This window comes from Caballeronia udeis, from assembly GCF_001544555.2.
Taxonomy (GTDB): Bacteria; Pseudomonadota; Gammaproteobacteria; order Burkholderiales; family Burkholderiaceae; genus Caballeronia; species Caballeronia udeis.
This window is the reverse complement of the sequence record NZ_FCOK02000038.1, coordinates 57,281-84,207: the sequence shown is the minus strand read 5'-3', so window position 1 is coordinate 84,207 and position 26,927 is coordinate 57,281. Positions and strand designations below refer to the sequence as shown.

Below are 26,927 nucleotides of genomic sequence, written 5' to 3'. Positions count from 1 at the left end.
CGGTCGGGAACCGGGCTGGGACCCGGAATCTGCAGGAAATGGCGACCAGCGGGATGGAAATCAAGCTTTACCATGATGCGTCCTTTGAATTTTGCATGCAAAATACTTTAACGCACCGTGACGGTGATCGAAAGCGATAAATGCTTGTTTTTCTTAGGTGAAAACCCGCCCCTCCAAATTTACCGGCGCCGTACGGTAAAATCGCGTCAACAGAATGGGTCGAGGTATTGAATGCAAAATGATCATCTGCAGGATTCACAGATCGCGCAGATTTCGCAAATCGCTGCCACGCTTCCAAAAGTTGAGCGGCAGCGGTTGCACGACACGGTGGTGGAACACCTGCGCAATTTCATTGTCGAGGGCTTGCTCGCGCCGGGCGTGAAGCTCAACGAACGTACGTTGTGCGAGATGCTGGGGATTTCGCGCACGCCGTTGCGTGAGGCGCTGAAAGTGCTGGCGTCTGAGGGACTGATCGACATCCTGCCGAACCGGGGCGCGTCGGTGTCGCAGATGAGCGAGGCGGAGATTCGCGATACCTTCGAACTGATGAGCGGGCTGGAAGCGTTCTCGGGCGAACTCGCGTGCGAGCGCATGACGCCTGCCGAGCTGAGCGAAATCAAGGCGCTGCATTACGCCATGCTGGCGTGCCGGGAGCAGAACGACCTGTCGGGGTACTACAGCCGCAATCACGCCATTCACGACAAGATCAACGACGCCGCGCGTAATTCGGCTTTGCGGCAGACGTATATAGCGGTGAACCGGCGGCTGCAGGCGCTACGGTTCCGGTCCAACTTCCAGACGGTGAAGTGGGACAGCGCGATTCGCGATCACGAAGCCATGATCGAGGCGCTGGAAGCGCGCGACGGCAAGCGCATGGCGTCGATCCTGCGCGGCCATTTGTTAGCCAAGCGCGATGCGGTGCTGGCCGAAAGAACCATGACGACGCTGCGCACGCGCTCAGAGGGCGGCACGCTGCCTGACGCGCCGCCGGGTTGAATTGCCGCGCACAACCTTGAACAGATGCGCTCGTTTTATCAAGCCTGGCCTGTCGGCAAGATTCCGCAGACAGCGTCTGCGAAATTGAAGCGCCCTCGAAAATCGCCAGGGCACGAGAGTGCTCACGCCTGAACCGCCGAGCCTCCCGTCGCTGTTTAAAGAAGACTATCTACTGCGCCGGGGTTCGAAACCACAAACCGTCGGGCCATTACTCAAACACCGTCAATATCTTTGCGCGTTTTCGGTCAGCAAGGGCAAGACCGCTGTCCGCTGACCGTCGACAGTCGCGCCTGCAAACGCAAAGCTCGGCGAAAGATCGCGGTTGAGATCGGCGGGGAAGTTGAGAACGGGCTTCGATACCTCGTTGAGGGTCGCAACCTGCGCGTCAGTCAACTTGAGGTCGAGCGCGGCAAGATTCGCCCGAAGCTGGTCAATCCGGCGTGCGCCCAGGATTGTCGATGTCACCCCCGGACGGCTTTGTAGCCACGCAAGCGCAACCGCCGCGGGAGTGGCGTTCGCTTCCTTGGCAACGGCTGTCAGCGTATCGATAACCTGAAAATCCTTCTCGCCCGGCAAGCCGACCAGAGATCCGCGATCCGACGCAACGGTACCCGCATTCTCACGACTGTATTTGCCCGACAGCCAGCCGTTCTTGAGAGGACTCCACGGCATCACGCCGATGCCAAGCTCTTGCGCCATTGGCGTCAGTTCACCCTCCACGGTCCGCTGCAGAAGGGAGTATTCAATCTGCATCGCGATCAACGGCGTCCAGCCGCGGAACTGCGCAATGATCTGCGCCTGCGCGACCTTCCAGGCGGGCGCATCGGAGAATCCCAGATAACGCACCTTGCCGGCGCTCACGAGATCGTCCATTGCGCGCATCGTTTCTTCAATGGGCGCCGTGCGGTCCCAGTTGTGCATCCAGTACAGGTCGATATAGTCCGTCTGCAACCGGCGCAGCGATTCCTCGCATTGCTCGACCATCGCCTTGCGTCCGGCCCCGCCCCCGTTCGGATCTCCGCGATGCAGGTTGCCGAAGAACTTCGTGGCAATGACCGTCCGATCCCGGCGGCCCTTTTGCCGCGCAAAGAAGTCGCCGATGATCTTTTCGGAATGACCGACGGTGTAGATGTTGGCGGTATCGATGAAATTGCCGCCCCGGTCGAGATACTCGGCAAGGATGGTTTCTGCCTCAGCGGGGCTCGAGCCCCAGCCCCAGTCTTCGCCGAAGGTCATGGTGCCGAGGCAAAACGGGCTGACGCGAAGACCGGAGCGGCCGAGCGTGACATAGGAATCCAGCGACATGATGTTTCTCCTCAAAATTGACGGGTTGGCCTGACGTCAATAAAACCACCGCGCGCCTTCCCGGCGATAGACCAATTCTCGCAAGCTCTTGCACAATCCTGCCAAGCTTGGGCGAATCATGCGTACGGTGCTTGCATCCCGAACGTTCGCCCCTTACCGTGGAAGGATGGAACATCTCGCCGAACTTCGCACCTTGATCAAACGCCACGCCCGCGCCGACATGATGGTCGAAGCGCTGCCGGGCGTCGCAGTCATGGCTTCCAATACAACCACCGAGCCGATCCACCATGTGTACGAACCCACGCTTGCCGTCATCGCCCAAGGCACCAAACGCACGGTGCTCAACGACAAGGTGTTCGAGTACCGCGCGGGGCAGTACGTGGTCGTGTCCGTCGATCTGCCGATCACCGGGCACGTAGTCGAGGCCAGCGAGCGCGAACCCTTTCTCGCGATGGGGCTGGTGCTGAAGCCGGCGAACATTGCCACGCTGCTGCTGGAGACCGCGGGCGGCGACAGGACCGTCGCCGAGTCCCTGGGTTTTGCTGTCAGCCAGGCATCGCCGGAATTGCTTGATCCGGTCGTGCGCCTGCTTCGACTGCTGGATCACCCGGAAGACACCTGCGTGCTCGCGCCCATGTTCGAGCGCGAAATCCTGTGGCGGCTGCTCGCAGGCGAACAAGGCGGGATGGTGCGGCAGATCGGTCTCGCCGATAGCCGCTTATCGCAAATCAGCCATGCGATCCGCTGGATCCGCAGCCACTACGCCGAGACGCTCGCGACTGAAGATCTGGCCGGGTTGGTGGGCATGAGCGTTTCGTCGTTTCACCGCCACTTCCGCGCGGTTACTTCAATGAGCCCGCTTCAATACCAGAAGCGCATACGCCTGCAGGAAGCGCGTGCGCGGCTCCTGACGGAATCGGGAGACGTCGCCGCGGTGGGATTCGAGGTGGGCTACGACAGCCCGTCGCAGTTCAGCCGCGAATACAGCCGCCTGTTCGGCGCGCCGCCGGGCCGCGACGTGGCGCGCTTACGCAGCATGCCGATGCTGGAGCAAGGCATCGCCTGAACGTACGCCTGGAGCCGGTGGTCCTGGGGGGCTGCCGGTTGCAGACCGGGTTCAAGCGCGAGAGTTCCGGTTGCCTTATTATTCGCCGGGCACTGCGGAAGCAATGCCCTTAGCAGAAAGATGCAATCTCCCATACCGCGCCCATGCACCCCGCAGCAGATCACCTGACCCACCCTCCGACAGCCAAACCAGCACGTATTGTCCTGGCTACCATCATCGGCAACGCGTTTGTTGCCTACGACTTCACGGTCTACAGTTTCTCCGCCGTCATCATCGGCAAACTTTTCTTCCCGTCGCACAACCCGCTGTCCTCGCTGCTGCTGTCGCTGGCCACCTTTGGCGCGGGCTTCGTCATGCGTCCGCTCGGAGCCATGATCATCGGGCAGATCGCCAACAGCCGGGGCCGGAAAGCCGGCATGGCGTGGTCGCTTGCGCTCATGACACTCGGCACGTGGCTGCTCGCATGCCTGCCGACGGTTGCCACCATTGGCCCGGCTGCCACGGTATTGATCGTTCTCGCGCGGCTCATGCAAGGACTCGCGGCAGGCGGCGAGATCGGGCCGGCGTCGGCCGTGCTGATGGAATCTGTGCCCCGCAACCGCCGCTGTTATCTCACCAGTTGGCGCGGCGCCAGCCAGGGCGCAGCCGCGTTTGCCGCCGCGATGGTCGGCGCGATCACAACCGCGTGGCTCTCGCATGCCGACATGCGGGAATGGGGATGGCGGATTCCGTTCATGCTCGGTGGACTGATCGGCCCCGTCGGCTGGTACTTGCGCCGGCGGATGCCTTCGGTCGTCGTCGATCTCCCCAAAAGCCCCCGGCTCGCCGCCCTGTTCGCCGAACACGCCCGCCCGCTCTTCTACGGAACCTTGATGATGGCCGCGCCGTCGATCGGCATCTACATCACGGTGTTCTACATGCCGAGCTATCTGGTGCGGACACTGCATCGCCCGCCCGTCATCAGCCTGCTGACCGCCAGCCTCTCCGGTCTCGTGATCCTGGTGGTCAACCCGCTGCTGGCCAAAATTGCCGATCGTCAGCCAAGGCGCAAACCAATCCAGTACCTGGCGCTCGTGATCTGTCTGGTGATGACGTACCCGGCCTTCCTCGGCCTGAGGATGGGCGTAGGCAATGTCACCGCGCTATTAATCATCCTGGGCTATGTGGCGGTCGCGCTCAGCAACGCCGGCGCGAGCACGGTGATGATGCTGGAGGCCTTTGCGCCGCAGCATCGCGCCGCCGCGCTGTCCATCATGTACAGCTTCGGCGTGGCGATTTTCGGCGGCTTCTCGCCGCTCATCGTCACGTGGCTGATCGCCGTGACCGGCAACCCGATGATGCCCGCGTGGTATCTGATCGCCGCCACGTGTGTCACGCTGTTTGCGCTGCAGCGCTTCCCCGAACGGACGCTCGACTGAGCGGAAAGCGTGTTATCGGGTCAACGTGCTATTTGCCGCCGGGCCCATACGACGACAGCAGATCCAGCCTGCTCGCGCGCTGCAACTCCAGCGCGCGAGCACGCGTGTCTTGCGGACTCATGCCGTAAGCGCGGCGAAACGCCCGCGTGAAATCCGACGCGCTTTTAAAACCGAGCCCGAAGGCAATATCGAGGATCTGAAGGCGCGGGAATCGGACCAGCTCGTCGGCGGCCGCGCGCAAACGACGATTGCGGATATACGCCCCTAGTCCGCCCTCATGCTCGAACCAGCGGTAAATCGTGGCGCGCTTCAATTGCAGCGCGTCCACCACGCTCGAAGGCGAAAGATCCGGCTCGTTGAGATTCGCTTCAACATACCGCCGCACCTGGCTCATCACGGCCGCCTGCACGGCTGCACGGGCGTCGCCTGTCAAACTCGCCTGCTTCCGGAACGCCGCGAGCAGCAACTGCGCGCCGGCATCCAGTTCATGCGCCGCCTGCGCCGCGCCCATTTTTGGCAGGTCGCGGCTCAGCGCGAGCGCGTGATTCACCACCAGCTGGGTCAGCGGCGCTCCGTGCTCGACCACGCGGCCATGAATGGAATCCGCGCCGGGGAACGCGGCCTCGACGACGTCTCTTGGTATAAACATCGTCAACAGGTGGCACCCGGAGCGCTCGACGCGAAACGGCTGGTCCAGGTCGAAAACGATTAATCCCTCCGTCGAATCCGCAGTGCTGCGCTTCTTCTGCATGCCCATTTCCGTGGCGATCTTCCCCTGCGCGAAGATGTGGAAAGCGTAGCTGCGCCGCTCGTCGGTGGACACTCTCGCGACCGAGCGTTCAAGCGTCATGGCGTCGGTAACGGTGTCCGTGAAGGCGAAATCGCCGACCGAATACCGGTCGATACGGCCGCGAAAGCCGCCGGCGATCTGCTCCTTCGAGGGCAGGACATCCACGATATGCCCGACGCGATCCCGCCAGGCGAGCATCTGCTGGTTCAACTCCGACGCGTACGTGCTGAAGCTGCTGCGGACGATGGGATTGTCCGCAGCAGCTTCAGCGAGTCCGTCCCGATCGGTATTCGAAGACATGTTGAGTACCTGATGGCGCCCCAAAAAAGCCATTCCATCCTGCGTGGGACGCGGTGAACAATTTATTTTGAGAACTGAGACACACGGTCAAGCCCGGTTAAACCCGTGGTATATCTTCACATCAATAGCATCGCTGTCCATTCTGTAATGTGGAGAGGGCATGGTTGGTTTACGGCATTGCGAGCTGGAATTGCAGGCTTTTTCCATCAAAGGACCGTAGTACCGGAAACGGGACCGCCACCCTCGTTCACCGCCGTTTTCACTGGCGAGGCGAGCGGCCTGGCCGGCGATGTCCGGACAAATTGATCGCAGCACCCTTCCTGAGAAGCTCAGCGAAACACGACGAGATATCAGCAAATGAGCACGTCAAAGAAAGTACCGTGGCCTAACCTGGGAGTCCCCGGCAACTTGCTGCCCGCAAGTTTAGCTGATCGCCAACTTGATCATCTTGAGCGCATGGTCCGGACCATCGTGCGTGCCAATCCGGCCAGACCGGTCCACGGCATGGATCAGGGCTACTGGGAAAGCCGGCTTCATGCCCTGGTGAATGAGAACAACCTTGTGGCCGTGCAGCAACACCGCGTGCAGCGGTTATTACAAGACCTGGCCCAGCGAGCCCGTCCGAACGCGTTCAACCGAACCGCGGCGTAAATCCAGAGAGACGGCGGATGAACAACGGGCATTGGCCTCAATGCCTTCTCTCCTGCACGCCGCGCTCTGTAGATCCTGTCGCCGCCTAGCGTGGCTCCTGCCACGGCGGATCGGCGAACACACCCAGCACCCAATCCACGACCGCGCGGGTCTTCGCCGGCTCATGTTGAACCGAAGGCCGGACCACGCCGCCCCCCCGACGCCCCACTCACGGTCCAGTCCGTCAGCACCGGCACCAGCCGGCCATCGGCCAGTTCCCGTGCCACCAGCCAGTCAGCCGCCATGATGATGCCCGTGCCCGCGAGCGCCGCCTGGAGAGCGGCCTCGGCATCGTCCGTCTCCAGCCGTCCCGTGATCCTGACCGTGCGGTTCTTGCCGTCGCGATGCGGATGCCACACCGGATGAGTCGTCAGCCGCCTGAAGCAGATGCAATCGTGACGCAGCTGGTCGTCTGGCTCCCTGGGCGCGGGCCGCCGATCCAGATACGAGGGTGCTGCGCCGCAACACATCGTCCCGGTGATAAAGGCTGCGGCGCGGGTCTGTCTTGTCGGGCTTCCTGCGGATTTTTCCACGACTCACGTTCGCATAGAGCGTCTGCGCACGGACGTTCATCGCGCTCAAGGCCTCGGCCGCCGTCATCCATGCCATGGAAGTCTCACATTGATGAATTGAAATCGATATTAATATCCGTACGGTACGAACGTCATGCAGCCGCAAGGGGGACGACATGCAGGGCTTGTTCAAACAGCACTTCGACACATTCGCGCGCTACAACGCATGGGCAAATACCCGGCTCTTCGAAGCAGCCGCTCTCCTGGGCGACGCCGACTATCGCGCGGATCGCGGCGCGTTTTTCAAGTCGGTTCATGGCACGCTCAATCACTTGCTCGTGACCGACCGCGTATGGATGTTTCGCTTTACCGGCGAGGGTGATCCACCCGAGCGGCTCGATGCAATCCTCTTCGAGCAGCTTGAGCCGCTGCGCCATGCGCGTGAAGCGGAGGACGCGCGGATCGTGCGATATATAACCGGGCTTGACGAGACTTCGATGGAAGGCGCGATCACATACCGGCGCGTCTCCACGCCGGAAGCAATCACTCAACCTCTCGCGCCTGCACTGGCGCACTGGTTCAATCACCAGACGCATCACCGGGGTCAGGTGCATGCGCTGCTGACCGGTCTCACCGGACGCGCGCCGGAGCTCGATCTGCTCTTCTACCAACGCCTCGCGGAGAGAGGGCTAGCCTAAACAACCCGATGGGGCGAGCCTGCAGGCCATATCGTCTGAAAATGCTTGCGATACACCACGGACCCTTGCTTTTCGGCGACCTTGTCGTAGAGTTGCATCGCCGTGGTGTTGGTCTCCCGCGTGTGCCAATACACGCGTTCCACGCCTGAGTTCTGCGCGTGTTGATAAACCCCGTTGATCAGCTTGCGGCCCACGCCCTTTCCTCGTGCAGCCTCCGCTGTAAACAGGTCCTGCAGAAAACAACTCGGCCCCAGTTGAATCGTGCTTCGATGAAACAGAAAATGCGTGAGCCCGATCAACTCTCCGGCGCTTTCCGCGACCAGCGCATGCATGGGCTCATAGGCATCAAAGAAACGTGACCACGTCATCCGGGTAATCTCATGCGGTAAAGCCGTTTCGCCATGGCGGCCATAGAAGGCGTTGTAGCCATCCCAGAGCGGTTTCCAAGCGGCGAAATCGGATAACTCAACGGGGCGCACGTGGATGGCTTCGGTCATATCGGGTGTCTGCTCCAGTTGACGGTTGATGGTGCATGCTTCGGCGGGCGGAAGCTGCACGCAGAATAAATTGGTGCAGGCACCATTCATAGATCCAAAAAGGTCATTAAAACTAGAGCCACGGCCGGACTTCCGCACGGACCACGAGGCCGTAGGCAGGCTGGCCGAAACCGTGCACACCATGCTCGGCTCAACGCGCAAACTGTCAAAAACTCCGTCTAAAGTCTGAACGCCATCTGCCGATAACGGGTAAACACCTATCCCACGAACAAACCATTCATATAAACATATATATGTTTTAACGATTGGTTGATCAGTCGTCAATCTCGGCACGCCTCATTTATTCAAGCAGACAAAGACGCACGGAGACTCGATGTTTTCCTGGTACCGGCAGGTTTCTAAAGGTGAGCGATACACGTTCTGGGCGTGTTTCGGCGGTTGGGCGCTGGACGCCCTCGATGTCCAGATGTTCAGTCTTGTCATCCCGGCGATCATTGCGGAATGGGGCATCAGCAAGACCCAGGCAGGTCTGGTGAGCGGCGTCACGCTGGTGGCATCCGCGCTGGGCGGCTGGATCTGCGGTGCGGCAGCGGACCGTTACGGCCGTGTGAAAACCTTGCAGGTCACCGTCGTCTTTTTCTCCGTCTTCACGTTGCTGTCAGCGTTTGCGCAGAATTATCCGCAGTTCATCGTGTTGAAAGCACTGCAGGGTTTTGGCTTCGGCGGCGAATGGGCAGCGGGCGCGGTGCTGATGGCCGAGACCATCCGCAACGAGCATCGCGGCAAGGCGATGGGCGCCGTGCAAAGTGCGTGGGCCGTCGGCTGGGCCGCGGCGGTGCTGCTCTACGCGACCGTGTTTTCGTTCATGTCGCCTGATATAGGGTGGCGAGTGATGTTCGGCATCGGCATCTTGCCCGCGCTCCTGATCATCTACATCCGCCGCAATGTGAAGGAACCCGTGGCGCCCGCGCGCACGGAGGCGGCACTGACGGACGCGAAAGCGCGCACGCCGCTTCTGTCGATCTTCGCGCCAGACGTCATACGCATGACGCTCATCGGCGGCCTGCTGGGCGTGGGCGCGCATGGCGGGTATTCAGCCCTGACCACGTGGCTGCCCACCTACCTGAAGACCGAGCGTCATCTTTCGGTGCTCAGTACCGGCGGTTATCTGGCGGTGATCATTGCGGCGTTTTTCTTCGGCTGCCTGGCCGCGTCGCAGTTGCTCGACCGGATCGGGCGCCGCCAGACCATCCTGCTGTTCTCCGTATGCTGCGTGGGGACAGTCGTCGTCTACCTGTTCGTGCCGCTCTCCAATCACGCGATGCTCGCGCTCGGCTTCCCGCTCGGTTTTTTCGCCGCCGGCATTCCAGCCAGCATGGGCGCGCTGTTCAACGAACTCTATCCACGCGGCACGCGTGGTACCGGGGTGGGGTTTTGCTATAACTTCGGCCGGGTCGTGTCGGCGGGATTCCCCGTCATGGTGGGACATCTGGCCGCGCAGTATTCACTCGGATTCGCGATCGGCGTGGACGCGGCTTTCGCGTACGCAATCGTCGCCGTCAGCGTGATGATGCTGCCCGAAACGCGCGGGCGCACGCTCAGTGAAGACGCTCCGGCATAGACCGTGATGAACGACAGTCTCGTCACCGGTATTGATTCGCACGCCCACGTCTTCACGCGGAACCTGCCGCTCGCTCCCGGCCGGCGTTATGCGCCGGCCTACGACGCCACGCTCGATCGCTACCGCGCCATGCTTGCGAGCATCGGGATGTCGCATGGCGTGCTGATCCAGCCCAGCTTCCTCGGCTTCGACAACAGCTATCTGCTCGCGTGCCTCGACACGCATCCGCAGCAGTTGCGCGGCGTCGTCATGGCCGATCCGGCCAACGCGCTCGGGTTTATCGACGATTGGCATGCGCGGGGGGTGGCGGGTATCCGCGCCAACCTGATCGGCACCCAACTGCCCGATTTCACCGATCAACACTGGACCGCACTGCTGTCGCGCATGGTCGCGCTCGACTGGCACCTCGAAATGCAGATCGACGCAGGCCGCTTGCACCATGTGATCCCCGCGTTGCTGGCAAGCGGCGTGCGGATCGTGATCGATCATTTCGGGCGTTTCGATCCCGTGCTCGGCGTCAGCGACCCCGGCTTCGCATACCTGATCTTGCTGGGCCAGACGCGGCGCGTGTGGGTCAAGGTATCGGCGGGGTATCGGGTGAGTGCGAAACCAGCGAATCCCGAAGCCACCTTCGCCACGAGCGCGAACGCATGGTCCGAATTGCTGCCCGCCTTCGGCGTCGACCGCCTGCTCTGGGGCACCGACTGGCCGCATACCCAGTTCGAACACGTGTGCAATCCACGACACGCGCTGCACGACCTGTATCGCCTTGTCGCTGACGAGTCCCATCGGCAGGCCGTGTTGATCGACACGCCCGCGGAACTGTTCCACTTTAGCTAGTCATTGGAAGCAAGAAAAAAACCCTCAAGTCTCGCGCTTTCGGTCCGTTAAACATCTATATGTTCATATCAATGAGGTCGACGGACAGTGCTTAGGAATCTTTCAATCAAGACAGGCTTGACCCTTGCGACAAGCGTGTTTGTCTTGCTCGTACTCGTTGTCGGAACGTGTGCATTTGTTTCGCTGGGCCGCGCCAACCACGCGCTTAGCGGCATGTACGAGCACGATCTGGCGGGCAGCACCGCGCTGACCCGCAGTTCCGAATTGCTGTTGCGCTGCCGCTCCGCGAAGAACCGGTATGAATCGCTGATTGCTGACAACAAGGCCGACGACGCCGCAAAACAACTGGCCACGGCCCACGAATACTGCAGTGAATCGCAAAAGCAGTGGGATGCATTCGCCGCGTTGCCGGTACCGGGCGACGCGCAGGGGCTCATTACCGACGCTGCCGCCAAGCATGCCGCGATGATGCAAAAGGGCATCATGCCGGAGTTCGACGCGCTCGAAGCGAAGGACTTTGATGCGTACAAGCGCATCCAGATGCAGTTCAGCAGTCCGCTCTACAACCAGTTCGACCAGCTTTCGCAGCCCTTGCTCGGCTATGTATCGTCGCGTGCCCAGCAGCGTTTCGAAGGGGCGCAAACCACCGCCGACATCGTGAATACGGTACTGGTCGCCTGCGCGCTGCTGGCGCTGGTGATCGGTATCACCGTCAGGGTTGCGTTGACGCGTCTGGTCGTAAAACCGATCACGGCGATGGCCGCCGACTTCGAGCGCATTGCCGGCGGTGATCTGCATACCCCGATCATTGTGGAAAGCGATAACGAAATGGGCCAGTTGCAAGGCGCGTTGCGCCGCATGCAGACCGAACTCGCGACGACCGTGCGACACATCCGGCATTCAGCGGAATCGATTACTGTTGCGGCCGGCGAGATTGCGTCGGGCAACATCGACCTGTCGGCACGCACCGAGCAGCAAGCGGCGTCCTTGCAGGAAACGGCGGCGAGCATGGAGCAGATCAGCGGCACCGTTCAACGCAACGCGGACAACGCCAGCCAGGCGACCACGCTTGCCGCGAACGCATCGACCATTGCAAGCCACGGGAGCGCGGTAGTCAACAACGTGATCTCGACCATGGCCGATATCTCGCAGAGTTCGGCGAAGATCGCGGACATCATTACGATCATCGAAGGGATTGCATTCCAGACCAACATCCTGGCGCTCAACGCGGCCGTGGAAGCTGCGCGTGCCGGTGAGGAAGGCCGCGGATTCGCGGTCGTGGCCGGCGAAGTGCGCAGCCTCGCGCAACGTTCGTCGAGCGCGGCAAAAGAGATCAAGGGTTTGATCGATACATCGGTGGAGCGGGTGAATGCAGGCTCGGGGCTGGTGGGAGAAGCAGGCACGACAATGACGCAGATCACGCAGGCCGTTCAGCGCGTGACCAGCATCATGGGCGAGATCTCGGCGGCGTCCGGCGAGCAAAGCCGCGGTATCAGCCAGGTCGCTACCGCCGTCACGCAAATGGACGGCGTCACGCAACGGAACGCTGCGCTGGTGGAAGAAGCCGCGGCGGCTGCGCAATCGCTGGAAGATCAGGCGAAGTCGCTGAAAGACGCGCTCGCGATTTTCAGCGTGAGCGCATAAGCGCGGAAGGCCTGAGCGCGCTTCTTCGCGCGTGCCTCAGCGGATCTCCGATTGATACAGGAACTGGCTCGCGGGTCCGCGCGAACGACGCCATTCGAGCGGATGGCGGTCATACCCATAGGCCAGCCGCTCGATCACCACGATTGGCGTTCCCTTCTCGATGCCAAGCAATTTCGCGTGCTTCACGCTCGCGGCTTCGACCGTCAGGGTTTCCGTCGCCGACGCTACCACCTGATTGCATTTTGCTTCGTACACCGGATAAAGCAGGTCGCCGATAGTGTCGAGCGGCAGGTCGGCGAACGCCGCGAACCGGTCGAGCGGCAGCCAGATGTCTTCGGTCAGCACAGGCGCGTCCTCGATGAGTCGCAGCCGCGCCATCTGGATCACGTTGGCGCCGGGCGCAATCTGCAGCGTGGCCGCGACGGCGGCCGGCGCCTCCACCACGCTGCGCTTTAGAATCTGGCTTTTGGGAATTCGCCTCTCGCCGGACTTGCTCTGGAAGCGGAAGAACCGGAACAGCGAACCGTCGAAGCTCGCGCGCCGGACGAACGTGCCGCGACCCTGGTAGCGTTCGAGCAGCCCTTCGGCAACCAGCAGGTCGATCGCCTTGCGCACAGTCCCTACCGCGAGATCGAAGCTCTGGGCAAGTTCCTGTTCCGTGGGAATGGCGTCGCCGGGTTGCCAGCGGCGCTCTGCTATTTTCGACGCGAGCTCGTCGCGCAGGCGTTGATATCGAGGAAGTCGGTTGTCGGCTTGCATGCGTGATCTTCTGTGTAATACATGCACAGGATTGTATGACTTCCCCTCGGGCTTTGTAGCGTCAAATTGTTTGCCCGACTATTTGCCCGGCAAAGACCGGGTGAATTCAAGCGCGGCGTCCATCAGCTTGCGGCGTAGCACGTCGTTACCATAGGCTTCCGAAGCGGCCCATACCCAGCCGTTCATGCGCCGGCCACGCGAGATCATCGGAACAATGCCGGGTATTTTCAGTGCCCAGGCATCCCGGTCCTTGCCGAGGCGCACCAGCATGCCGTCGTCGCGGGCGCCGCACAGGAGGTTGCCGTTCTTCAGCCATGCCCATCCGCCGAACATCGCCTTTTCCGTGATTCCCGGCTCGCTCCTCAGTTCGTCGGCTAATACTTCTTCCAGGCCTTTGTCGCGTGCCACGCTGTTTTCCTGTGTGGATGAAGCGGTCGTTCAGGTCTGCCCAAGCGGGCAACAGTATCGCAGTTCGGTCAACCACTTGCCGCCGAGTTGAACACCCCTGCTCGAGTTATCGCAGACAAAACCACTGCGTTTGTAAAAGGCCCGTGCGCGACGGTTGTCCAGCAGGACCCAAAGCGCGACGTCCGTATACCCGGCGGACCGCAACGCGTGGCGCGCGGCGTCGATCAATATCCTGCCAATGCCCTTGCGCCAACACCACGGGGCGATGTAAAGCGTCTCCACTTCCCCCCAGCGATGATCCTTGTCGCCGTCCCGCGAGTCGCCGAATGCGACCCAGCCGAGAATCGTTTCGGTGGCATCGGAAGGGGTAGCGGAATGAATATCGGTATGAGCGACCAGGACCCGGGGCCTTCCCGCGATGATCGACTTGCGCCATGCCTCGCTACGCTGCGCCACGGTCAGATTCGCCAGGTAGGCGTCGGGCAGCATTCCCCGATACGCCGCCTGCCATGAGTCCACGTGGATCGTGGCGATGGCTTGCGCGTCTCCGACCGTTGCCTCGCGTATTCCAACAAGCATGCAGAGTTCCTTGTCGAGGGGGTTGCCCGATAGCGAAAGCGCCGTTCAGGCTGCGACGCGTTTCTTTCTACCTGTACATCGTACTGGGAGCGGTCTCAGTGAGCGGTCTCCGTGAGCGGCTTCGCGTGCGTGGCCGAGTCATCGTCTATTTGGGAAAAACTCCGCCATTCGGCAAGTAACCGTGTCATGAAGTTGAAGCCTTCGGACGCGGCCAAAGCCTCAAGCGCTTCCAACTCGGGCGGTAGCGCGGCAATCCGCGTAATGGTCGTGTCAGGTGTCATCGTAGTCCCGTGCCTGCGGCGCGATTCCTACGGCAGTGGTGGCTGCGGTTGGGCGAACCCTGGGCGCAGCGCATCACCGGAGGCGGATTCAAGTTTATCCAAATTTCCTGTTCCGCCGGGTTTCACCGGCATAGACTCCATGGAGAGCTAACTCCATACTTGCTTAATGCGTTCGGCCGCCGGGTTTCGGGGTCGATGACGCTATGACGGGGACGGTCGCCAATAAGGACCGGGCGCTGCGCTCTCACGATAAGAGGCCATATGCGAAAACAATTGCTTCAATGGGGTTGTATTGGATTTGCGGGGTTGCTGGCGTTGCCGGGCGTGACGTTCGCGCAGCAGCAGGCGTACACGAATAGCCCGGTCAACATGCGCGCTGGGCCCGCGGGCGACTACCCGATCGTGACTCAATTGCCGGGCGGCGTACCGGTCACCGTCATGGGTTGCATCAGTGGCTATTCATGGTGCGACGTGGTGGTGCCCAACTTGCGCGGCTGGGTTTACGCGGGGCGTCTCAGCTATCCGTATCAGGGTGGCAATGTACCCATCCTGACTTACGGACCGACGATCGGCTTGCCTATCGTGACGTTTTCAATCGGTGCGTACTGGGGTAGTTATTACCGTGGCCGCCCTTGGTACAACCAGCAATCGCATTGGGCGAATCGTCCGCCGCCCGGACCCGGCCGTCCGCCCGGTCATGGCGGACGTCCCCCGCCGGGACCGCAGCCTGTTCACGGCGGCGGCGGGCGTCCTCCCGGACCACCACCGGGTCATGGCGCGGGCGGTCGACCGGGAGGACCGCCACCGGGGCAAGGGGCGGGTGGTCGTCCTCCGGGCCAATCCGGCGGCGGTGGGCGCCCTCCGGGACCACCGCCCAATCGTGGCGGCGGAGGTGGCAATGGCGGTGGCGGTGGCCACGGTGGGGGTGGCCAAGGCGGCCATGGCGGTGGGGGCAACCAAGGCGGCCATGGCGGTGGGAACAACCAGCAGCCGCACGGCTAGCTGCGGTCTCTCGCCTGCGGCGCCGCTGCAGGCGACGGCGGAAACATGACGGGTTTCGCGCCGCATGCGCTCGCATCATCCGTTTTGAAAAGTCATCTTTCCGATCAGGCGCCTGCTTCCACGGGCGCCTGAAGCATCGATAAAAAAGCTGCCCGTGCAACGCGGGATCGCAGAACACTTGAGCCAGGAACAATGCTGCAAGCCAATGCTTCAACGCAACATGCGAGCCTTAAGACTTTCGCTGCCAAGATGGCTTTTGTGCTGCTGTGGTCCGGGGGTTTTTCGGTAGCGAAGATCGCTGTCGGATACGCGCCGCCGCTGACCCTGTTGGCGTTGCGTTACGGATGTTCGATTTGCCTGCTTATCCCGCTCTTCCTCATTACCCGGCCTGCCCTGCCGAAAAGCCGTGCTGACTGGATGCATGCGTGCGTGGTGGGGTTCCTTGTGCAGGTTATCTACTTCGGCATGAGTTACCTTGCGTTCAAGGCGGGGGCTTCGGCGGGTGTGGTGGCGGTGATTGTGTCGCTGCAGCCGGTGCTGGTGGCCGCGTTGGCGCCTCGGCTCGTGGGTGCGCGCGTGGGTGCGCGGCAATGGCTCGGGTTGGGGCTTGGGTTAATCGGGGCAACGGGTGTCATTGTTGCCCGATCGAGTTTATCGGTGCATTCGATGTCGGGACTGCTGTTCTCGATTGTCGCGTTGATTGGAATGACGGCTGCGTTGCTTTATGAAAAACGGTTCGGCGTTGGGCAGCATCCGGTGACGGCGAACCTGATCCAGTACTCGGTTGGCCTGGTGTTCTGTGCGCCGCTGGCGTTGTTATTGGAAGACGTTCATGTGCAATGGACCGGGACGTTTATCGCTGCGCTGGGTTACCTCGTGATTGGCAACTCGCTGATTGCGATTACGTTGTTGCTTGCGTTGGTTCGTGCGGGGCAGGCGTCGAAGATTGCGTCGTTGTTCTTCTTTATCCCGCCGGTTGCGGCGGTGCTTTCGTGCATGTTGTTGAATGAAGTCATGCCGCCGCTGGCATGGGGTGCGATGGTGTTTGCGGTGGCAGGAGTGGCGCTTGCCACGTGGTCGACGTCAAGCGTGAAACCGAGGAAGGCTTGACGATAAAGCGAACGTGGCCGGCGGGCCCAAAGGGCTTGTTACGTTCAGATGTTCGTTCATGAAGGGTGGTTTTCCGCGGATAGCGCGGGGTGTCCCTTGGAAAGGTTCAATCACTGGTGGCGAAGCGTGTGGGTATCCGTGTTCGGAGAAGGAGGGTTTCACACATCCTTCGCTCTGGCGAGCACCGTGCTTTTGGGGTACCCATGTATAAAAACTGCACGCTGTGGACACTTACGAGCCCGCGTTTTGAAAGCGTTTTCTTTGCTTCGTTTCTTTGTCGCTAAGGACCAAGAAATGACGCGCTGCCACGCGCAGTGGCTAATAGTGATAAAGAGAAAATCCGACTCACGCAGACCGCTAAGGCCGAAAGCAGCAACCCGGCATTGACCCCGACCGCTAACGCTAGAACCTGGCAACCCGGCACTGACTCAAACCGCTAACCCCGGAACCTGGCAACCAGGCCTCAACCCCAACCACCAACCCCAGCCCGCCAAAAGCCCCAACTCCGTCCACCGGCGCGAGCGAAAAACCACCGCCCTAGGTGTTTCACCCGAGCAAACTCCCCCGCAGTAATAACCCGCTATTACCCTCTTTTCTGTCAACGTTGCATACTGAAGCGACGCTATGACACGAGTCCCGGCATGATCAAATTCCTCCACCTGATGATCCGCGTTCAGGCGCTGGATCCGTCTATCGCGTTCTATCGCGACGTGTTCGGCATGCGCGAGTCGCATCGCCTTGACTTCGATACGTTCACGCTCGTTTATCTCCGCGATCCCGAGAGCGGCGCCGAGATCGAACTCACGTTGAACAAAGGCACGACCACCCCCTACACGCATGGCACGGGCTACGGCCACGTGGCATTCGCCGTCGATGGCATCGAAGCATTCCGCGACCGTCTCCTCAACCAGGGCATGCAACCCGGCGACCTGAAATCGCTAACCCACGACGGCGCCATCGCCGCGCGTTTTTTCTTCATCACTGATCCCGATGGCTACAAGATCGAGGTGCTGTCCAGGGAGGGCCACTACATATGAACTGACGTTGGCGCTGTGCACAATATAAAAGGAGACAAATCATGCCCAAGGCAATCCCCATTGCCGTAGTCGCCGCCGAGACCTTCACTGAATCGACGGGCGATGCGATTCCCGCTGTATCGTCTGCGCGCGTGAGCCGCAGGCGCTTCCTCCAAGGTTCCGTGGTGCTGTCAGGTTTGCTGGTGGCCGGCACCCCGATCGCCCTGCTTGCGCCAAGCCGCGCCTGGGCGGTTGAACTCAGCCATATCGATCAGAACCAGGCCGACGCCATCATGGTGCTCGCGCGCACGCTCTATCCGCACAAGACACTGCCGGACGCGGTCTACGCACTCGCGGCCAAGGACGTGGATGCAAAAGCCACGGATCCGAAGACCGTCGACGTCATCAAGACCGGCGTGGCCAAGCTGAACGACGCGGCGTCCGGCAAATGGAACGACACAGCAAGCCTCTCGGACGCGCAGCGAACCGCCATTGTCGAAGCGAACCAGAACGATCCGTTCGTCCAGCTCGTGCGCGGCCAGTGCATCACCTCGCTCTACAACAACGAGTTGGCGTTTGCCCATTTCGGCTACGAAGGTGAAGCGTTCAGCAAGGGCGGCTACGTGTATCGCGGCTTCAACGACCTGACCTGGTTGCCCAATCCGCCCGCCGACGCAAGTCCGCCGGTTGCCTGATAGCCGGGATATAGGCACACATCTGATACTGCCGAGGAGGCAAGCATGGCTAAATTCGACTACAACGATGACTCCGTTGTCGTGATCGTCGGTTCGGGCGCGGGCGGCGGGACGCTGGCGAACGAGTTATGTCAGAAAGGCGTGAAAGTGGTCGTGCTGGAGGCGGGCAAGCGCCAGTCGTCAGCCACCTTCATCAACGACGAATGGAAGTCCTTCGGGCAACTCGCCTGGACCGACAAACGCACCACGTCCGGAAACTGGCGCGTCGCCAAGGACTTCCCGGAACTGCCGGCGTGGATCTGCAAGACTGTGGGCGGGACGACCACGCACTGGGCCGGCGCGTCGCTGCGGTTTCGTGAGCATGAGTTCAAGGCGCGCACGACCTACGGTTCCATCGACCAGGCGAACCTGCTCGACTGGCCGATCACGCTCACCGATCTCGAACCCTACTACGCACGCGCCGAAGACAAGATGGGCGTCACGCGCACGAACAGCATTCCCGGTCTGCCGGGCAACAACAACTTCAAGATCCTGTACGACGGCGCGACAAAGGTCGGCTACAAGAACTGCAGCACCGGCCACATGGCGATCAACAGCCGCCCGCGCGCCGGACGCGGCCGCTGCATGCAGCTCGGCTTCTGCTTCCAGGGCTGCAAGTCGGGCGCGAAATGGTCCACGCTCTATACCGAGATTCCCGCGGCCGAAGCCACGGGCAAGCTCGATTTACGGCCGGAATCGCATGTGATGCGCATCGAGACGAACGCGGCCGGCAAAGCGAGCAGCGTGGTCTACATGGATGCCGACGGCAAGCAGCAGCGTCAGCGTGCACGCGTGGTTTGCGTCGCGGGAAACTCGATAGAAACGCCGCGGCTTTTACTGCTCTCCGAATCCTCGAAACACCCGGATGGCCTTGCGAACAGCTCAGGCCAGGTGGGCCGCAATTACATGCGGCATACCACGGGCTCGGTGTTCGGCGTGTTCAAGGAACCGGTGCATTTTTATCGTGGCACGGTGATGGCCGGGATTGTCACGGACGAAGCTGAATTCAATCCGAAACGCGGTTTTGCGGGCGGCTATGAAATGGAAACCATCTCGCTCGGCTTGCCATTCGCCGCCGCGTTCTTCAATCCGGGCGCATGGGGATCGGATTTTACCTACTATATGGATAACTACACAAATACCGCCGGCATGTGGATCGTCGGCGAGGACATGCCGCGCGCGACCAATCGCGTCACGCTGAATCACGACGTGAAGGATCAGGTCGGATTGCCGGTAGCGAACGTTCACTACGACGATCATCCAAATGACACCGCCATGCGCGATCATGCGTTCAAGCAAGGCGAGGCCATCTATGTGGCAGCCGGGGCGGTAAAGACGCTGCGCACGCCGCCCTACCCGTCCACGCACAACCTCGGCACTTGCCGGATGAGCGCGAAATCCAGTGACGGTGTCTGCAACAAGCACGGCCAGACCTTCGACGTGCCGAACCTGTTCATCTCGGACGGCAGTCAGTTCACGACCAGCGCCGCGGAGAATCCGACGCTGACGATCGTGACGCTGGCGATCCGGCAATCGGATTACATTGCGGATCAGATGAAACGCCGTAGCATATAGGGGCTTGCGAAAGGAGCCTCAGGAACCGCCGCCCGGCGGTTCCTTCTTCATTGTGAGGAGCTGTCCATGTGCAGGATCTACGCTCAAACCGATCCAATTCTCTATGAATGCCGCGCGCGCTCGGTGCGTATCAGCGGCGTGACGACAACCATCCGGCTGGAAAACCTCTTCTGGCAGACGTTATCCGAACTCGCCGCGGACAACGACATGACGACCAACCAGCTCATCGCCAAGTTGCATGAGGAGGTCACGCAGCATCTGGGCGAAACGACGAATTTTGCGTCGTTCCTGCGCGTCACCTGTCTTCGATATCAAGGGCTGAGGGCGAATGCATCGATGGATTTTCGCAACCACGTGGCAGCGACGGCGACTGACAAGGTGGCGGGCTGACCCATGATAAAACCGATGACCGGACGTAGATGGGCGGCATGGTCTTGCGGCGCACTGTTAGCGGCGTGCGTGCTGCCGGCGGCGGTGGCACAGAAGGCGCCGGACGCGGCGGCCGCCTTGTCGATCGTGCAGAAGAACAATTGCCTCTCCTGTCATGCCGTGGACTCGCAGGTTGTCGGGCCGGCGTATCGCGAGATTGCGAAGAAGTACCACGGGGACGCCAGCGCGCCGGACAAGCTCTTCACCAAAGTCCGCAATGGCGGAGCCTTCGTCTGGGGTGAAGTCCCCATGCCACCTAACCCTAATATCAGCGACGCCGACCTGCATACCGTCATCGCGTGGATTCTCGCCGGCGCGCCCGACAAGTAGCCGGCTCATCAAGCCGGAATCCGAGCCCGAGCGCGCTGCCCTCCCAATGCAGCGCGCGGTAGTCCTCCCCCGTCTAGGTAAAACCCCTTATTTCCCACGATCTCCTCCCGCACTACTCTCGCGTCACCGTTAAACAGAACGTCGTTCTATCTGACAGAACTATACATGACGAGATGCCCATAGGAGGGTTCAATGGCAAGCCTGCCAATCGATGCGACGCCCGGGTCGCCCAATTCAAGCACCGGCGTGGGCGATACAACGTTCGGTGTCAATGCGCGCATCGACCGGCTGCCGGCAACGCGTTCCGTCTGGATGCTGGTGTTCCTGCTGTCCATAGGCGGCTGGTTCGAGTTCTATGACCTGTTTTTCACCGCGTATGTAGGCCCCGGCCTCGTTAAAAGCGGTCTCTATTCCACAACCACAGCCTCCTTCTTCGGTGTCTCGGGACTCGGCGCGTTCGTGGCGGCGTCGTTTGCGGGTTTGTTCATCGGCACGTTCTTCCTCGCAGGTCTCGCCGACAAATACGGCCGCCGCACCGTCTTCACTGTCTCCTTGCTGTGGTATTCGGCGGCAACGCTGATCATGGCGCTGCAAACCACCGCGCCCGCGATCAACCTGTGGCGGCTGATTGCTGGCATTGGCGTAGGCGTGGAACTCGTGACTATCGATACCTACGTCAGCGAGCTCGTCCCCAAACATCTGCGCGGTCGCGCGTTCGCGTTCGTGCACCTGGTTCAATATTCTGCGGTCCCCTCCGTCGCGTTTCTCGCGTGGTGGCTCGTGCCGCAAAGGCCGTTCGGCCTGGACGGGTGGCGCTGGGTAGTGATCATCGGCGCGTTGGGTGCGATCGTGGTCTGGGCGATCCGCCGGCGCGTGCCGGAAAGTCCCCGCTGGCTGGCGCAGCAAGGCCGTGCGGCGGAAGCGGAGAAGGTGCTGCAAGCGCTCGAGGCAAAAGTGGCCGCGCAATACGGACGCGCGTTGCCCACACCCGTTGCAACGGTCGAACCGGCGACCACGAAAGCCGCGTTCCGCGAGATCTGGCAGCCGCCGTATCGCAAGCGCGCGATCACCATGCTCGTCTTCAACTTCTTCCAGGCGATCGGGTTCTACGGCTTCGCGTCCTGGGTGCCTACGCTGCTCGTCTCCAAAGGCGTCACAATCACGCACAGCTTGCTGTACTCGTTTGTCATCGCGATCTCGAATCCGTTTGGACCGCTGATCGGGATGGCAATTGCGGACCGGATTGAACGGAAGACACTGATCGTTCTGTCGGCGTTCGGGATCGTGGTGTTCGGCAGCTTGTTCGCCACCCAGACATCGCCGGCCATGCTGATGATCCTCGGCGTGCTGATCACGCTCTGCGGCACCTTGCTCTCGGTGGGCTACCACGCGTATCAGACCGAGCTGTTCCCCACGCGCCTGCGGGCTCGCGCCGTGGGTTTCGTTTATTCCATCTCGCGTCTTTCCGCCATGTTTTCCGGCTTCATGATCGCGTTCGCGCTGCGCCACTTCGAAGTGACCGGCGTGTTCGCCTTGATCAGCGTCTCGATGGTGATGGTGATGGGCGCGATCGGCATCTTCGGGCCGCGTACCAACAACCGCAATCTCGATGAAATTTCGCAATGAACCTGGGGTGCTGACATGACGCTTCCATTAGCTGGCGTGCGGGTGCTGGATTTATCGAATGTATTGGCCGGGCCGTTCTGCGCGTATCAACTCGCGCTGCTCGGCGCGGAAGTGATCAAGGTCGAGCACCCGGAAGGCGGCGATCTGGCTAGGCGCCTGGGTGCCGATAAAGACGCGTCGGCGCGCGACATGGGGACGTCCTTCGTGGCCGTCAATGCAGGCAAGCAGTCGATCACGCTGAACCTGAAAGATGCGCGCGGCAAGGAGATCCTGCGCTCGCTCGTGAAGACGGCGGATGTGCTCGTGGAGAACTTCCGGCCCGGCGTGATGACTCGGTTGGATCTTGGCTACGAGGCTTTGAGCCAGATCAATCCCAGGCTCATCTATTGCGCGATCTCAGGCTTTGGTAAGGATGGCGAATTTTCGAAGCGCCCGGCGTACGACCAGATCATCCAGGGCATTTCCGGCGTAATGAGCGTGACGGGCGATGCGGAAAGCGCGCCGCTACGCGTAGGTTATCCGGTCTCGGACACGGTCGGCGGCCTGACTGCGGCATTCGGCATTTGCGCGGCGCTGGTCGATGCCCGCGCGAACGGTCGCGGCCGGATGCTCGATGTATCCATGCTCGAAGCCACGCTCTCGACCATGGGCTGGGTCGTGTCGAACTATCTGAACGCGGGCGTCACCCCCGCGCCGATGGGCAACGAAAACTTCACCGCAGCTCCCTCGGGCACGTTCAGGACGGGCGATGGTTTGCTCAACATCGCGGCGAACGAAACGAAGCAGTTCGTGAGTTTGTGCCGGTTGATCGGGCGGCCGGATCTCCCCGATGATCCGCGCTTTTCCGAGCGCAATACGCGCAAGGTGAATCGCGCGGCATTGAAGGCCGAGATTGAAGCGGCGTTGGCCACCGACAGCGCAATGAATTGGGATGCGAAGCTTACCGAGGCCGGTGTGCCCGCAGGACGTGTGATGTCGGTGCCGGAGATCCTCGCGCATCCGCATTTGGTATCGCGTGAGTTCGTGCACGAGTTCAACGGCGACGACGCCGCCACGCGGCAGCGTGTCACCCGCGCGGGTTTCCGTTTCTCCGATGTCGACACCGCGCCCTCCACCCCCGCGCCGACGTTGTCCGCCAACACGCGCGAACATCTTGCAACGCTCGGTTTCGACGACACACAGATCAACGAACTACGCGCCGAAGGAGTGATCTGACCATGACGCAAACATTTGACGCCGCTACGCTCGCCGCCGATTACTGGAGCACATCGATCATCGATATCCATCCGGGATCGATCAACGTCCGTGGCTTTCCGATTCAGGAGCTGATCGGCGCGGTCAGTTTCCCGCAGATGATCTGGCTGATGTTGCGTGGCGAATTGCCGGATAAGGCACAGGCGAGCTTGTTTGAAGCGGCGCTCGTGGCATCGGTGGATCATGGTCCGCATGCACCGTCCATCGCCATCTCGCGCATGGCGACGAGTTGCGGTTTGCCGTTGAACGGCGCGATGGCGTCGGCGATCAATGCGCTCGACGATGTCCACGGCGGCGCGGGCCAGCAAGCGGTCGAGCTATATGATTCCATCGTCGCACTGGAAGATGCGGGCGCCACGTTGAGCGATGCCGTCGCGCAAGGCGTGGACACGTTTATTGAAACGAAGGGCAAGTACCTGCCGGGCTTGGGACATCGTTTTCATCCTGTCGATCCGCGTGCGGTCAAGCTGCTTGCCTTAGTCGATGCCAGCGTCGAACAAGGCGCGATCAGCGGACGATACGCCGCGGTTGCGCGTGGTATTGAAGCCTTGCTGAAGCAGCGGAAAAACAAGCCGGTGCCAATGAACATCGACGGCGCAACGGCCGTGATCTATGCGGAACTCGGCTTCGCGCCGGAGTTGGCGCGCGGGGTGTTTTGCTTATCGCGTGCGGTCGGGATCTTGTCACACGCGTGGGAACAGCGCGGGCGCAACGAGCGCAATAAAGGCCCGATGCCGCGTCAGATGGACTACAAATATACCGGCAAACCTGAGCGTCATTTGCCCTGAACCATGGCCGTGTGGCGTTGCGCGTTGCGCAACGCGCGCGCATCGCCGCCGAGCGCGTCGGTTGCACGCGCAGCGCAATCGAACAACGCGCCGATGTTTCGCTCGACGAACGCCTGATCTATTCGTGAACTCGGACCGGCCAGCGTGAGCACGCCGCGCACAGTCTGGCGCACGCCGAATATGGGCATCGAAATACCGGCTGTCTCGCGGTCACGTTCGCCCATGGAGACGCAGTAAAAGTCGTCGCGAATGCGCTGGAACACTTCGCCTTCAGCCCCGCCGAACGCCAGCAACGCCAAACCGCCCGAACCGCTTTCCAACGGCAGCACATCGCCCTCGCGAACGTGATAACGCACCGCATGCGTCGAGTCCACACGATGCAAGCACACGCGCACCGCTTCGTCGCGAACATAGAACGACACGCTTTCGCCGCTGATTTCGGCAAGCTCGCGCATGAGCGGGACGACGATATCGCCGAGATTCAAGCTGCGTTGATACAGCGCGCCGAGCATGAAGGTGGCCGGGCCAAGCTGATAGCGGCCGTCGTCGAGACGCAGCAGCAAGCGGTGCTGGATCAGCGCGCCCGCCAACCGGAGCAGCGTGCTTTTGTAGAGCCCGGTACGCGCCGCGAGCTCGGCGAGCGTCAACGACCCATCGTCCGGTTTGAACGCGAACAGGATCGCGCAAGCACGGTCGATGACGGCAACGCCTTCGCTCTCTTTCGGGCCAGGTCGGATCTCGGGCGTTTGCATGGTTAAGCGACGTTGACGACGCGTCTCGTCTTGTGTTGGTATCGAAGAGGAAATTTTACGCGATGCCGAGCGCGTCTCATACGGTTCATATGGAGGCTGAAAACCCCCAGGCCTGCGGAACGTGTCTTGATGGATCTCGAAAGCGCTTTGATCGGGCAAAAAGCAAACGACAAACTCAAGGGTGAGTGGCGGCCAGATCGTTAGTTGCTTTTTTATGTCACGCGCCCTCATGCGGGGCTCTGGAATACGTGGCAGCATTTATGCGTCGAACGTAACTGGCCACTCTCCTGGAGAACGCACATGGACGATCGGAACCTGCTGGCACGCACACCTAAACTCGAGATTGCATACACCGCGTCAGGACCCGCCGACGGGCCGCCGGTCATGCTGATGCACGGCTGGCCCGACGCGGCGCGAGCCTGGACGCCCGTGGTGGAACGCCTGGCCACAGCCGGTTTTCGAGCGATTGTTCCGGACTTGCGCGGCGCCGGCAACACGCGCTTTCTATCGGCGGACGCGGTGCGCGATGGTTCCGGCGTGGCGCTCGCGCAAGACGTGATCGATCTGGCCGATGTCCTGGGAATCAATCGTTTCGATGTCGTCGGCCATGACTGGGGCGGACGCACGGCCTACACGCTGGCGGCGCTGTTTCCCGGGCGCATTGGACGCATCGCTGCACTCGCGCTGGCGTTCCAGCCGAAAGGAGCGTTCGAATTGCCGCACTTTTCGCAAGCGCGAAAGCATTGGTATCAATGGTTCATGACGCTCGATGCCGCTCCCGCAGCGGTCGCCGCCGATCCCAAAGGTTTCGCCCGTCTGCAATGGGACACGTGGTCGCCGCCCGGCTGGTTCGACGACGCAGAATTCGCCCGCACCGCCGCCGCCTTCGATAACCCCGACTGGGTGCCTATCACGCTCAACGGTTATCGGCGGCGCTGGCGTGGCGGCGAGGCGTCGGATCCGGCGTATGCCGTGCTGCGGGAAAAGCTGGCGACCATCGAACAGCTTTCCACGCCCACGCTGATGATCCAGGGCGGCGCCGATTTCTGCGACGAACCGGTTTCATCGGAAGGGCTGGAAGGGCATTTCACCGGCGGGTACAGGCGGGTGGTGCTGGACGGCGTGGGGCATTTTCCGCCTCGCGAAGCACCCGGCGCAGTGGCGGATCTGGTTATCGCGCATCTGCGCGGCGAGTGACTGCCGGATCGCTTGCGGGTGAGCGAGACGGATTTTCAACCTGAACTAAGCGTTGATGTATTCGTCCGTGGACAACATGGTTGCATAGGCGAAACCAAGCGCTGCCATGAAGGCCGCATGCACGTGAGCGGCTGGAACTTTAACGCCGCCGAATTCCATGTCGAGCGTAGCAACGGCGTCGTGTATGACCGTCGCCTTGTAGCCAAAGTCGACAGACGCCCGCGTGATTGCGTCCACGCACATGTGGCTCATTGCTCCGGCAATAACCACTTCTTCTATACCGTTGGTGTCCAGGATATTCTTGAGATCGGTGTCACGAAAGGCATTGATTTGATGCTTCAAGACAACGTGTTCTCCTTCCTTGTTGATCACTTGCGGAGCGATCGCGGCACCTTTGGAACCTGCAACGAAAAACGCCGCGTCGCTCTTCGGCGACTCGTGGCGAACGTGCACGACGAGATGCCCGGCAGCACGTGCCGATTGAAGAAGTTGCGCCGCGTTCGCGGCAGCGGCCTCGATGCCCGTCAACGTCCATTTCCCTCCTGGGAAATAATCGTTCTGCAGGTCTACGATGATGAGTGCACGCTTGGTCATGTCCATCTCCTGGTATTGATGACGGGTATTGATTAGAAACGCGATCGTTCTCCGAGACTCAAGAGTAAGCTTGCGCGGTGGATTAGCGAATTGGCAGGACTGACAAAAAACGAGGT

Annotated in this window: 29 protein-coding genes; 19 read left to right on the top strand and 10 right to left on the bottom strand. The window is 61.3% G+C overall.

Translation table 11 applies throughout. From position 1 onward, the window contains the following. Window positions 1-231: 231 nt before the first annotated feature. Entirely contained in the window at window positions 232-996 is a 765-nt protein-coding gene (locus AWB69_RS24900) for a GntR family transcriptional regulator (protein ID WP_062089484.1), read from the top strand. Window positions 997-1,218: 222 nt separating this feature from the next. Here the strand turns inward: AWB69_RS24900 and AWB69_RS24895 are convergent, their stop codons facing one another. After that, window positions 1,219-2,301: an aldo/keto reductase gene (locus AWB69_RS24895; protein WP_062089483.1), complete on the bottom strand. Its 1,083-nt coding sequence runs from the start codon at window positions 2,299-2,301 to the stop codon at window positions 1,219-1,221. 220 nt (window positions 2,302-2,521) lie between these two features. Between AWB69_RS24895 and AWB69_RS24890 the strand changes: the two genes are divergently transcribed. Together AWB69_RS24890 and AWB69_RS24885 are read left to right on the top strand one after the other, a co-directional pair. Beyond that, entirely contained in the window at window positions 2,522-3,367 is an 846-nt protein-coding gene (locus tag AWB69_RS24890; protein WP_197500309.1) for an AraC family transcriptional regulator, read from the top strand. 143 nt (window positions 3,368-3,510) lie between these two features. Next, window positions 3,511-4,785 (top strand): MFS transporter, encoded by a 1,275-nt coding sequence (locus tag AWB69_RS24885; RefSeq protein ID WP_062089481.1) that lies wholly within the window; start codon window positions 3,511-3,513, stop codon window positions 4,783-4,785. A 28-nt stretch (window positions 4,786-4,813) separates the two neighbouring features. On the opposite strand, the gene AWB69_RS24880 is transcribed toward AWB69_RS24885, so the two are convergent. Next, window positions 4,814-5,875: a helix-turn-helix domain-containing protein gene (locus AWB69_RS24880; RefSeq protein WP_062089493.1), complete on the bottom strand. Its 1,062-nt coding sequence runs from the start codon at window positions 5,873-5,875 to the stop codon at window positions 4,814-4,816. Between the two features lie 357 nt (window positions 5,876-6,232). Between AWB69_RS24880 and AWB69_RS24875 the strand changes: the two genes are divergently transcribed. Further along, window positions 6,233-6,526 (top strand): hypothetical protein, encoded by a 294-nt coding sequence (locus AWB69_RS24875; protein ID WP_075643983.1) that lies wholly within the window; start codon window positions 6,233-6,235, stop codon window positions 6,524-6,526. A 161-nt stretch (window positions 6,527-6,687) separates the two neighbouring features. Here the strand turns inward: AWB69_RS24875 and AWB69_RS24870 are convergent, their stop codons facing one another. Beyond that, entirely contained in the window at window positions 6,688-7,098 is a 411-nt protein-coding gene (locus tag AWB69_RS24870) for a LysR substrate-binding domain-containing protein (protein ID WP_156528958.1), read from the bottom strand. A 155-nt stretch (window positions 7,099-7,253) separates the two neighbouring features. Between AWB69_RS24870 and AWB69_RS24865 the strand changes: the two genes are divergently transcribed. Continuing rightward, complete coding sequence (locus AWB69_RS24865; protein WP_062089478.1) at window positions 7,254-7,775, top strand: DinB family protein; 522 nt, start codon at window positions 7,254-7,256, stop codon at window positions 7,773-7,775. Here the strand turns inward: AWB69_RS24865 and AWB69_RS24860 are convergent. Next, the gene (locus AWB69_RS24860; protein ID WP_062089492.1) at window positions 7,772-8,272 is read right to left on the bottom strand and encodes a GNAT family N-acetyltransferase; all 501 of its coding nucleotides are present in this window, start codon (window positions 8,270-8,272) and stop codon (window positions 7,772-7,774) included. The two genes, AWB69_RS24865 and AWB69_RS24860, sit on opposite strands and share 4 nt — an antisense overlap. 373 nt (window positions 8,273-8,645) lie before the next feature. On the opposite strand from AWB69_RS24860, the gene AWB69_RS24855 reads away from it, so the two are divergent. From AWB69_RS24855 to AWB69_RS50385, 3 genes are all read left to right on the top strand, one after another. Continuing rightward, on the top strand, window positions 8,646-9,893 hold the full coding sequence (locus AWB69_RS24855; RefSeq protein ID WP_062089477.1) for an MFS transporter: 1,248 nt from the start codon (window positions 8,646-8,648) through the stop codon (window positions 9,891-9,893). A 6-nt stretch (window positions 9,894-9,899) separates the two neighbouring features. Next, the gene (locus AWB69_RS24850) at window positions 9,900-10,733 is read left to right on the top strand and encodes an amidohydrolase family protein (RefSeq protein WP_062089476.1); all 834 of its coding nucleotides are present in this window, start codon (window positions 9,900-9,902) and stop codon (window positions 10,731-10,733) included. 87 nt (window positions 10,734-10,820) lie between these two features. Next, window positions 10,821-12,377, top strand: a complete 1,557-nt coding sequence (locus tag AWB69_RS50385) for a methyl-accepting chemotaxis protein (protein ID WP_075643981.1) — start codon at window positions 10,821-10,823, stop codon at window positions 12,375-12,377. A gap of 36 nt (window positions 12,378-12,413) precedes the next feature. Here the strand turns inward: AWB69_RS50385 and AWB69_RS24840 are convergent, their stop codons facing one another. From AWB69_RS24840 to AWB69_RS24825, 4 genes are all read right to left on the bottom strand, one after another. After that, window positions 12,414-13,136: a GntR family transcriptional regulator gene (locus tag AWB69_RS24840; protein WP_062089474.1), complete on the bottom strand. Its 723-nt coding sequence runs from the start codon at window positions 13,134-13,136 to the stop codon at window positions 12,414-12,416. Window positions 13,137-13,214: 78 nt separating this feature from the next. After that, window positions 13,215-13,544, bottom strand: coding sequence for a TfoX/Sxy family protein (locus tag AWB69_RS24835; RefSeq protein ID WP_062089473.1), 330 nt, complete (start codon window positions 13,542-13,544; stop codon window positions 13,215-13,217). Between the two features lie 30 nt (window positions 13,545-13,574). After that, the gene (locus AWB69_RS24830; protein WP_062089472.1) at window positions 13,575-14,123 is read right to left on the bottom strand and encodes a GNAT family N-acetyltransferase; all 549 of its coding nucleotides are present in this window, start codon (window positions 14,121-14,123) and stop codon (window positions 13,575-13,577) included. 95 nt (window positions 14,124-14,218) lie between these two features. Continuing rightward, on the bottom strand, window positions 14,219-14,404 hold the full coding sequence (locus AWB69_RS24825) for a hypothetical protein (RefSeq protein ID WP_062089471.1): 186 nt from the start codon (window positions 14,402-14,404) through the stop codon (window positions 14,219-14,221). Between the two features lie 261 nt (window positions 14,405-14,665). On the opposite strand from AWB69_RS24825, the gene AWB69_RS45995 reads away from it, so the two are divergent. The 10 genes from AWB69_RS45995 (at window position 14,666) to AWB69_RS24775 (ending at window position 24,268) form a co-directional block, all read left to right on the top strand. Next, window positions 14,666-15,406 carry an SH3 domain-containing protein gene (locus tag AWB69_RS45995; protein WP_075643980.1) on the top strand — a complete coding sequence of 247 codons (741 nt, stop codon included), beginning with the start codon at window positions 14,666-14,668 and terminating at the stop codon, window positions 15,404-15,406. A gap of 192 nt (window positions 15,407-15,598) precedes the next feature. Continuing rightward, window positions 15,599-16,516: a DMT family transporter gene (locus AWB69_RS24815; protein ID WP_062089469.1), complete on the top strand. Its 918-nt coding sequence runs from the start codon at window positions 15,599-15,601 to the stop codon at window positions 16,514-16,516. A gap of 641 nt (window positions 16,517-17,157) precedes the next feature. Continuing rightward, window positions 17,158-17,553 carry a VOC family protein gene (locus tag AWB69_RS24810; protein WP_062089468.1) on the top strand — a complete coding sequence of 132 codons (396 nt, stop codon included), beginning with the start codon at window positions 17,158-17,160 and terminating at the stop codon, window positions 17,551-17,553. A 41-nt stretch (window positions 17,554-17,594) separates the two neighbouring features. Then, on the top strand, window positions 17,595-18,227 hold the full coding sequence (locus tag AWB69_RS24805; protein ID WP_062089467.1) for a twin-arginine translocation signal domain-containing protein: 633 nt from the start codon (window positions 17,595-17,597) through the stop codon (window positions 18,225-18,227). A gap of 45 nt (window positions 18,228-18,272) precedes the next feature. Beyond that, the gene (locus AWB69_RS24800; RefSeq protein ID WP_062089466.1) at window positions 18,273-19,841 is read left to right on the top strand and encodes a GMC family oxidoreductase; all 1,569 of its coding nucleotides are present in this window, start codon (window positions 18,273-18,275) and stop codon (window positions 19,839-19,841) included. Between the two features lie 66 nt (window positions 19,842-19,907). Next, complete coding sequence (locus tag AWB69_RS24795; protein WP_062089465.1) at window positions 19,908-20,231, top strand: ribbon-helix-helix domain-containing protein; 324 nt, start codon at window positions 19,908-19,910, stop codon at window positions 20,229-20,231. Window positions 20,232-20,246: 15 nt separating this feature from the next. Beyond that, window positions 20,247-20,600 carry a c-type cytochrome gene (locus AWB69_RS24790; protein WP_062089464.1) on the top strand — a complete coding sequence of 118 codons (354 nt, stop codon included), beginning with the start codon at window positions 20,247-20,249 and terminating at the stop codon, window positions 20,598-20,600. A gap of 192 nt (window positions 20,601-20,792) precedes the next feature. Continuing rightward, the gene (locus AWB69_RS24785) at window positions 20,793-22,226 is read left to right on the top strand and encodes an MFS transporter (protein WP_062089463.1); all 1,434 of its coding nucleotides are present in this window, start codon (window positions 20,793-20,795) and stop codon (window positions 22,224-22,226) included. A gap of 15 nt (window positions 22,227-22,241) precedes the next feature. Continuing rightward, window positions 22,242-23,441: a CaiB/BaiF CoA transferase family protein gene (locus tag AWB69_RS24780; RefSeq protein WP_062089462.1), complete on the top strand. Its 1,200-nt coding sequence runs from the start codon at window positions 22,242-22,244 to the stop codon at window positions 23,439-23,441. A gap of 2 nt (window positions 23,442-23,443) precedes the next feature. Then, a complete protein-coding gene (locus tag AWB69_RS24775; protein ID WP_062089461.1) occupies window positions 23,444-24,268 on the top strand; it encodes a citryl-CoA lyase in 825 nt (274 codons plus the stop codon). Here AWB69_RS24775 and AWB69_RS24770 read toward each other — a convergent pair. Continuing rightward, window positions 24,256-25,020, bottom strand: coding sequence for an IclR family transcriptional regulator (locus AWB69_RS24770; RefSeq protein ID WP_062089460.1), 765 nt, complete (start codon window positions 25,018-25,020; stop codon window positions 24,256-24,258). The genes AWB69_RS24775 and AWB69_RS24770 overlap by 13 nt on opposite strands. Window positions 25,021-25,320: 300 nt before the next feature. Between AWB69_RS24770 and AWB69_RS24765 the strand changes: the two genes are divergently transcribed. Next, window positions 25,321-26,217 carry an alpha/beta fold hydrolase gene (locus AWB69_RS24765; protein WP_062089459.1) on the top strand — a complete coding sequence of 299 codons (897 nt, stop codon included), beginning with the start codon at window positions 25,321-25,323 and terminating at the stop codon, window positions 26,215-26,217. Window positions 26,218-26,262: 45 nt separating this feature from the next. Here AWB69_RS24765 and AWB69_RS24760 read toward each other — a convergent pair whose 3' ends face one another. Beyond that, window positions 26,263-26,811: a cysteine hydrolase family protein gene (locus AWB69_RS24760; RefSeq protein WP_062089458.1), complete on the bottom strand. Its 549-nt coding sequence runs from the start codon at window positions 26,809-26,811 to the stop codon at window positions 26,263-26,265. Between the last annotated feature and the right edge of the window lie 116 nt (window positions 26,812-26,927).

Bases quoted from the DNA above. Each gene is read 5' to 3' on its own strand.
- AWB69_RS24900 (WP_062089484.1), top strand. From the start codon at position 232: ATGCAAAATGATCATCTGCAGGATTCACAGATCGCGCAGATTTCGCAA.
- AWB69_RS24895 (WP_062089483.1), bottom strand. From the start codon at position 2,301: ATGTCGCTGGATTCCTATGTCACGCTCGGCCGCTCCGGTCTTCGCGTC.
- AWB69_RS24890 (WP_197500309.1), top strand. From the start codon at position 2,522: ATGATGGTCGAAGCGCTGCCGGGCGTCGCAGTCATGGCTTCCAATACA.
- AWB69_RS24885 (WP_062089481.1), top strand. From the start codon at position 3,511: ATGCACCCCGCAGCAGATCACCTGACCCACCCTCCGACAGCCAAACCA.
- AWB69_RS24880 (WP_062089493.1), bottom strand. From the start codon at position 5,875: ATGTCTTCGAATACCGATCGGGACGGACTCGCTGAAGCTGCTGCGGAC.
- AWB69_RS24875 (WP_075643983.1), top strand. From the start codon at position 6,233: ATGAGCACGTCAAAGAAAGTACCGTGGCCTAACCTGGGAGTCCCCGGC.
- AWB69_RS24865 (WP_062089478.1), top strand. From the start codon at position 7,254: ATGCAGGGCTTGTTCAAACAGCACTTCGACACATTCGCGCGCTACAAC.
- AWB69_RS24860 (WP_062089492.1), bottom strand. From the start codon at position 8,272: ATGACCGAAGCCATCCACGTGCGCCCCGTTGAGTTATCCGATTTCGCC.
- AWB69_RS24855 (WP_062089477.1), top strand. From the start codon at position 8,646: ATGTTTTCCTGGTACCGGCAGGTTTCTAAAGGTGAGCGATACACGTTC.
- AWB69_RS24850 (WP_062089476.1), top strand. From the start codon at position 9,900: ATGAACGACAGTCTCGTCACCGGTATTGATTCGCACGCCCACGTCTTC.
- AWB69_RS24840 (WP_062089474.1), bottom strand. From the start codon at position 13,136: ATGCAAGCCGACAACCGACTTCCTCGATATCAACGCCTGCGCGACGAG.
- AWB69_RS24830 (WP_062089472.1), bottom strand. From the start codon at position 14,123: ATGCTTGTTGGAATACGCGAGGCAACGGTCGGAGACGCGCAAGCCATC.
- AWB69_RS24825 (WP_062089471.1), bottom strand. From the start codon at position 14,404: ATGACACCTGACACGACCATTACGCGGATTGCCGCGCTACCGCCCGAG.
- AWB69_RS45995 (WP_075643980.1), top strand. From the start codon at position 14,666: ATGCGAAAACAATTGCTTCAATGGGGTTGTATTGGATTTGCGGGGTTG.
- AWB69_RS24815 (WP_062089469.1), top strand. From the start codon at position 15,599: ATGCTGCAAGCCAATGCTTCAACGCAACATGCGAGCCTTAAGACTTTC.
- AWB69_RS24810 (WP_062089468.1), top strand. From the start codon at position 17,158: ATGATCAAATTCCTCCACCTGATGATCCGCGTTCAGGCGCTGGATCCG.
- AWB69_RS24805 (WP_062089467.1), top strand. From the start codon at position 17,595: ATGCCCAAGGCAATCCCCATTGCCGTAGTCGCCGCCGAGACCTTCACT.
- AWB69_RS24800 (WP_062089466.1), top strand. From the start codon at position 18,273: ATGGCTAAATTCGACTACAACGATGACTCCGTTGTCGTGATCGTCGGT.
- AWB69_RS24795 (WP_062089465.1), top strand. From the start codon at position 19,908: ATGTGCAGGATCTACGCTCAAACCGATCCAATTCTCTATGAATGCCGC.
- AWB69_RS24790 (WP_062089464.1), top strand. From the start codon at position 20,247: ATGACCGGACGTAGATGGGCGGCATGGTCTTGCGGCGCACTGTTAGCG.
- AWB69_RS24785 (WP_062089463.1), top strand. From the start codon at position 20,793: ATGGCAAGCCTGCCAATCGATGCGACGCCCGGGTCGCCCAATTCAAGC.
- AWB69_RS24780 (WP_062089462.1), top strand. From the start codon at position 22,242: ATGACGCTTCCATTAGCTGGCGTGCGGGTGCTGGATTTATCGAATGTA.
- AWB69_RS24775 (WP_062089461.1), top strand. From the start codon at position 23,444: ATGACGCAAACATTTGACGCCGCTACGCTCGCCGCCGATTACTGGAGC.
- AWB69_RS24770 (WP_062089460.1), bottom strand. From the start codon at position 25,020: ATGCAAACGCCCGAGATCCGACCTGGCCCGAAAGAGAGCGAAGGCGTT.
- AWB69_RS24765 (WP_062089459.1), top strand. From the start codon at position 25,321: ATGGACGATCGGAACCTGCTGGCACGCACACCTAAACTCGAGATTGCA.
- AWB69_RS24760 (WP_062089458.1), bottom strand. From the start codon at position 26,811: ATGACCAAGCGTGCACTCATCATCGTAGACCTGCAGAACGATTATTTC.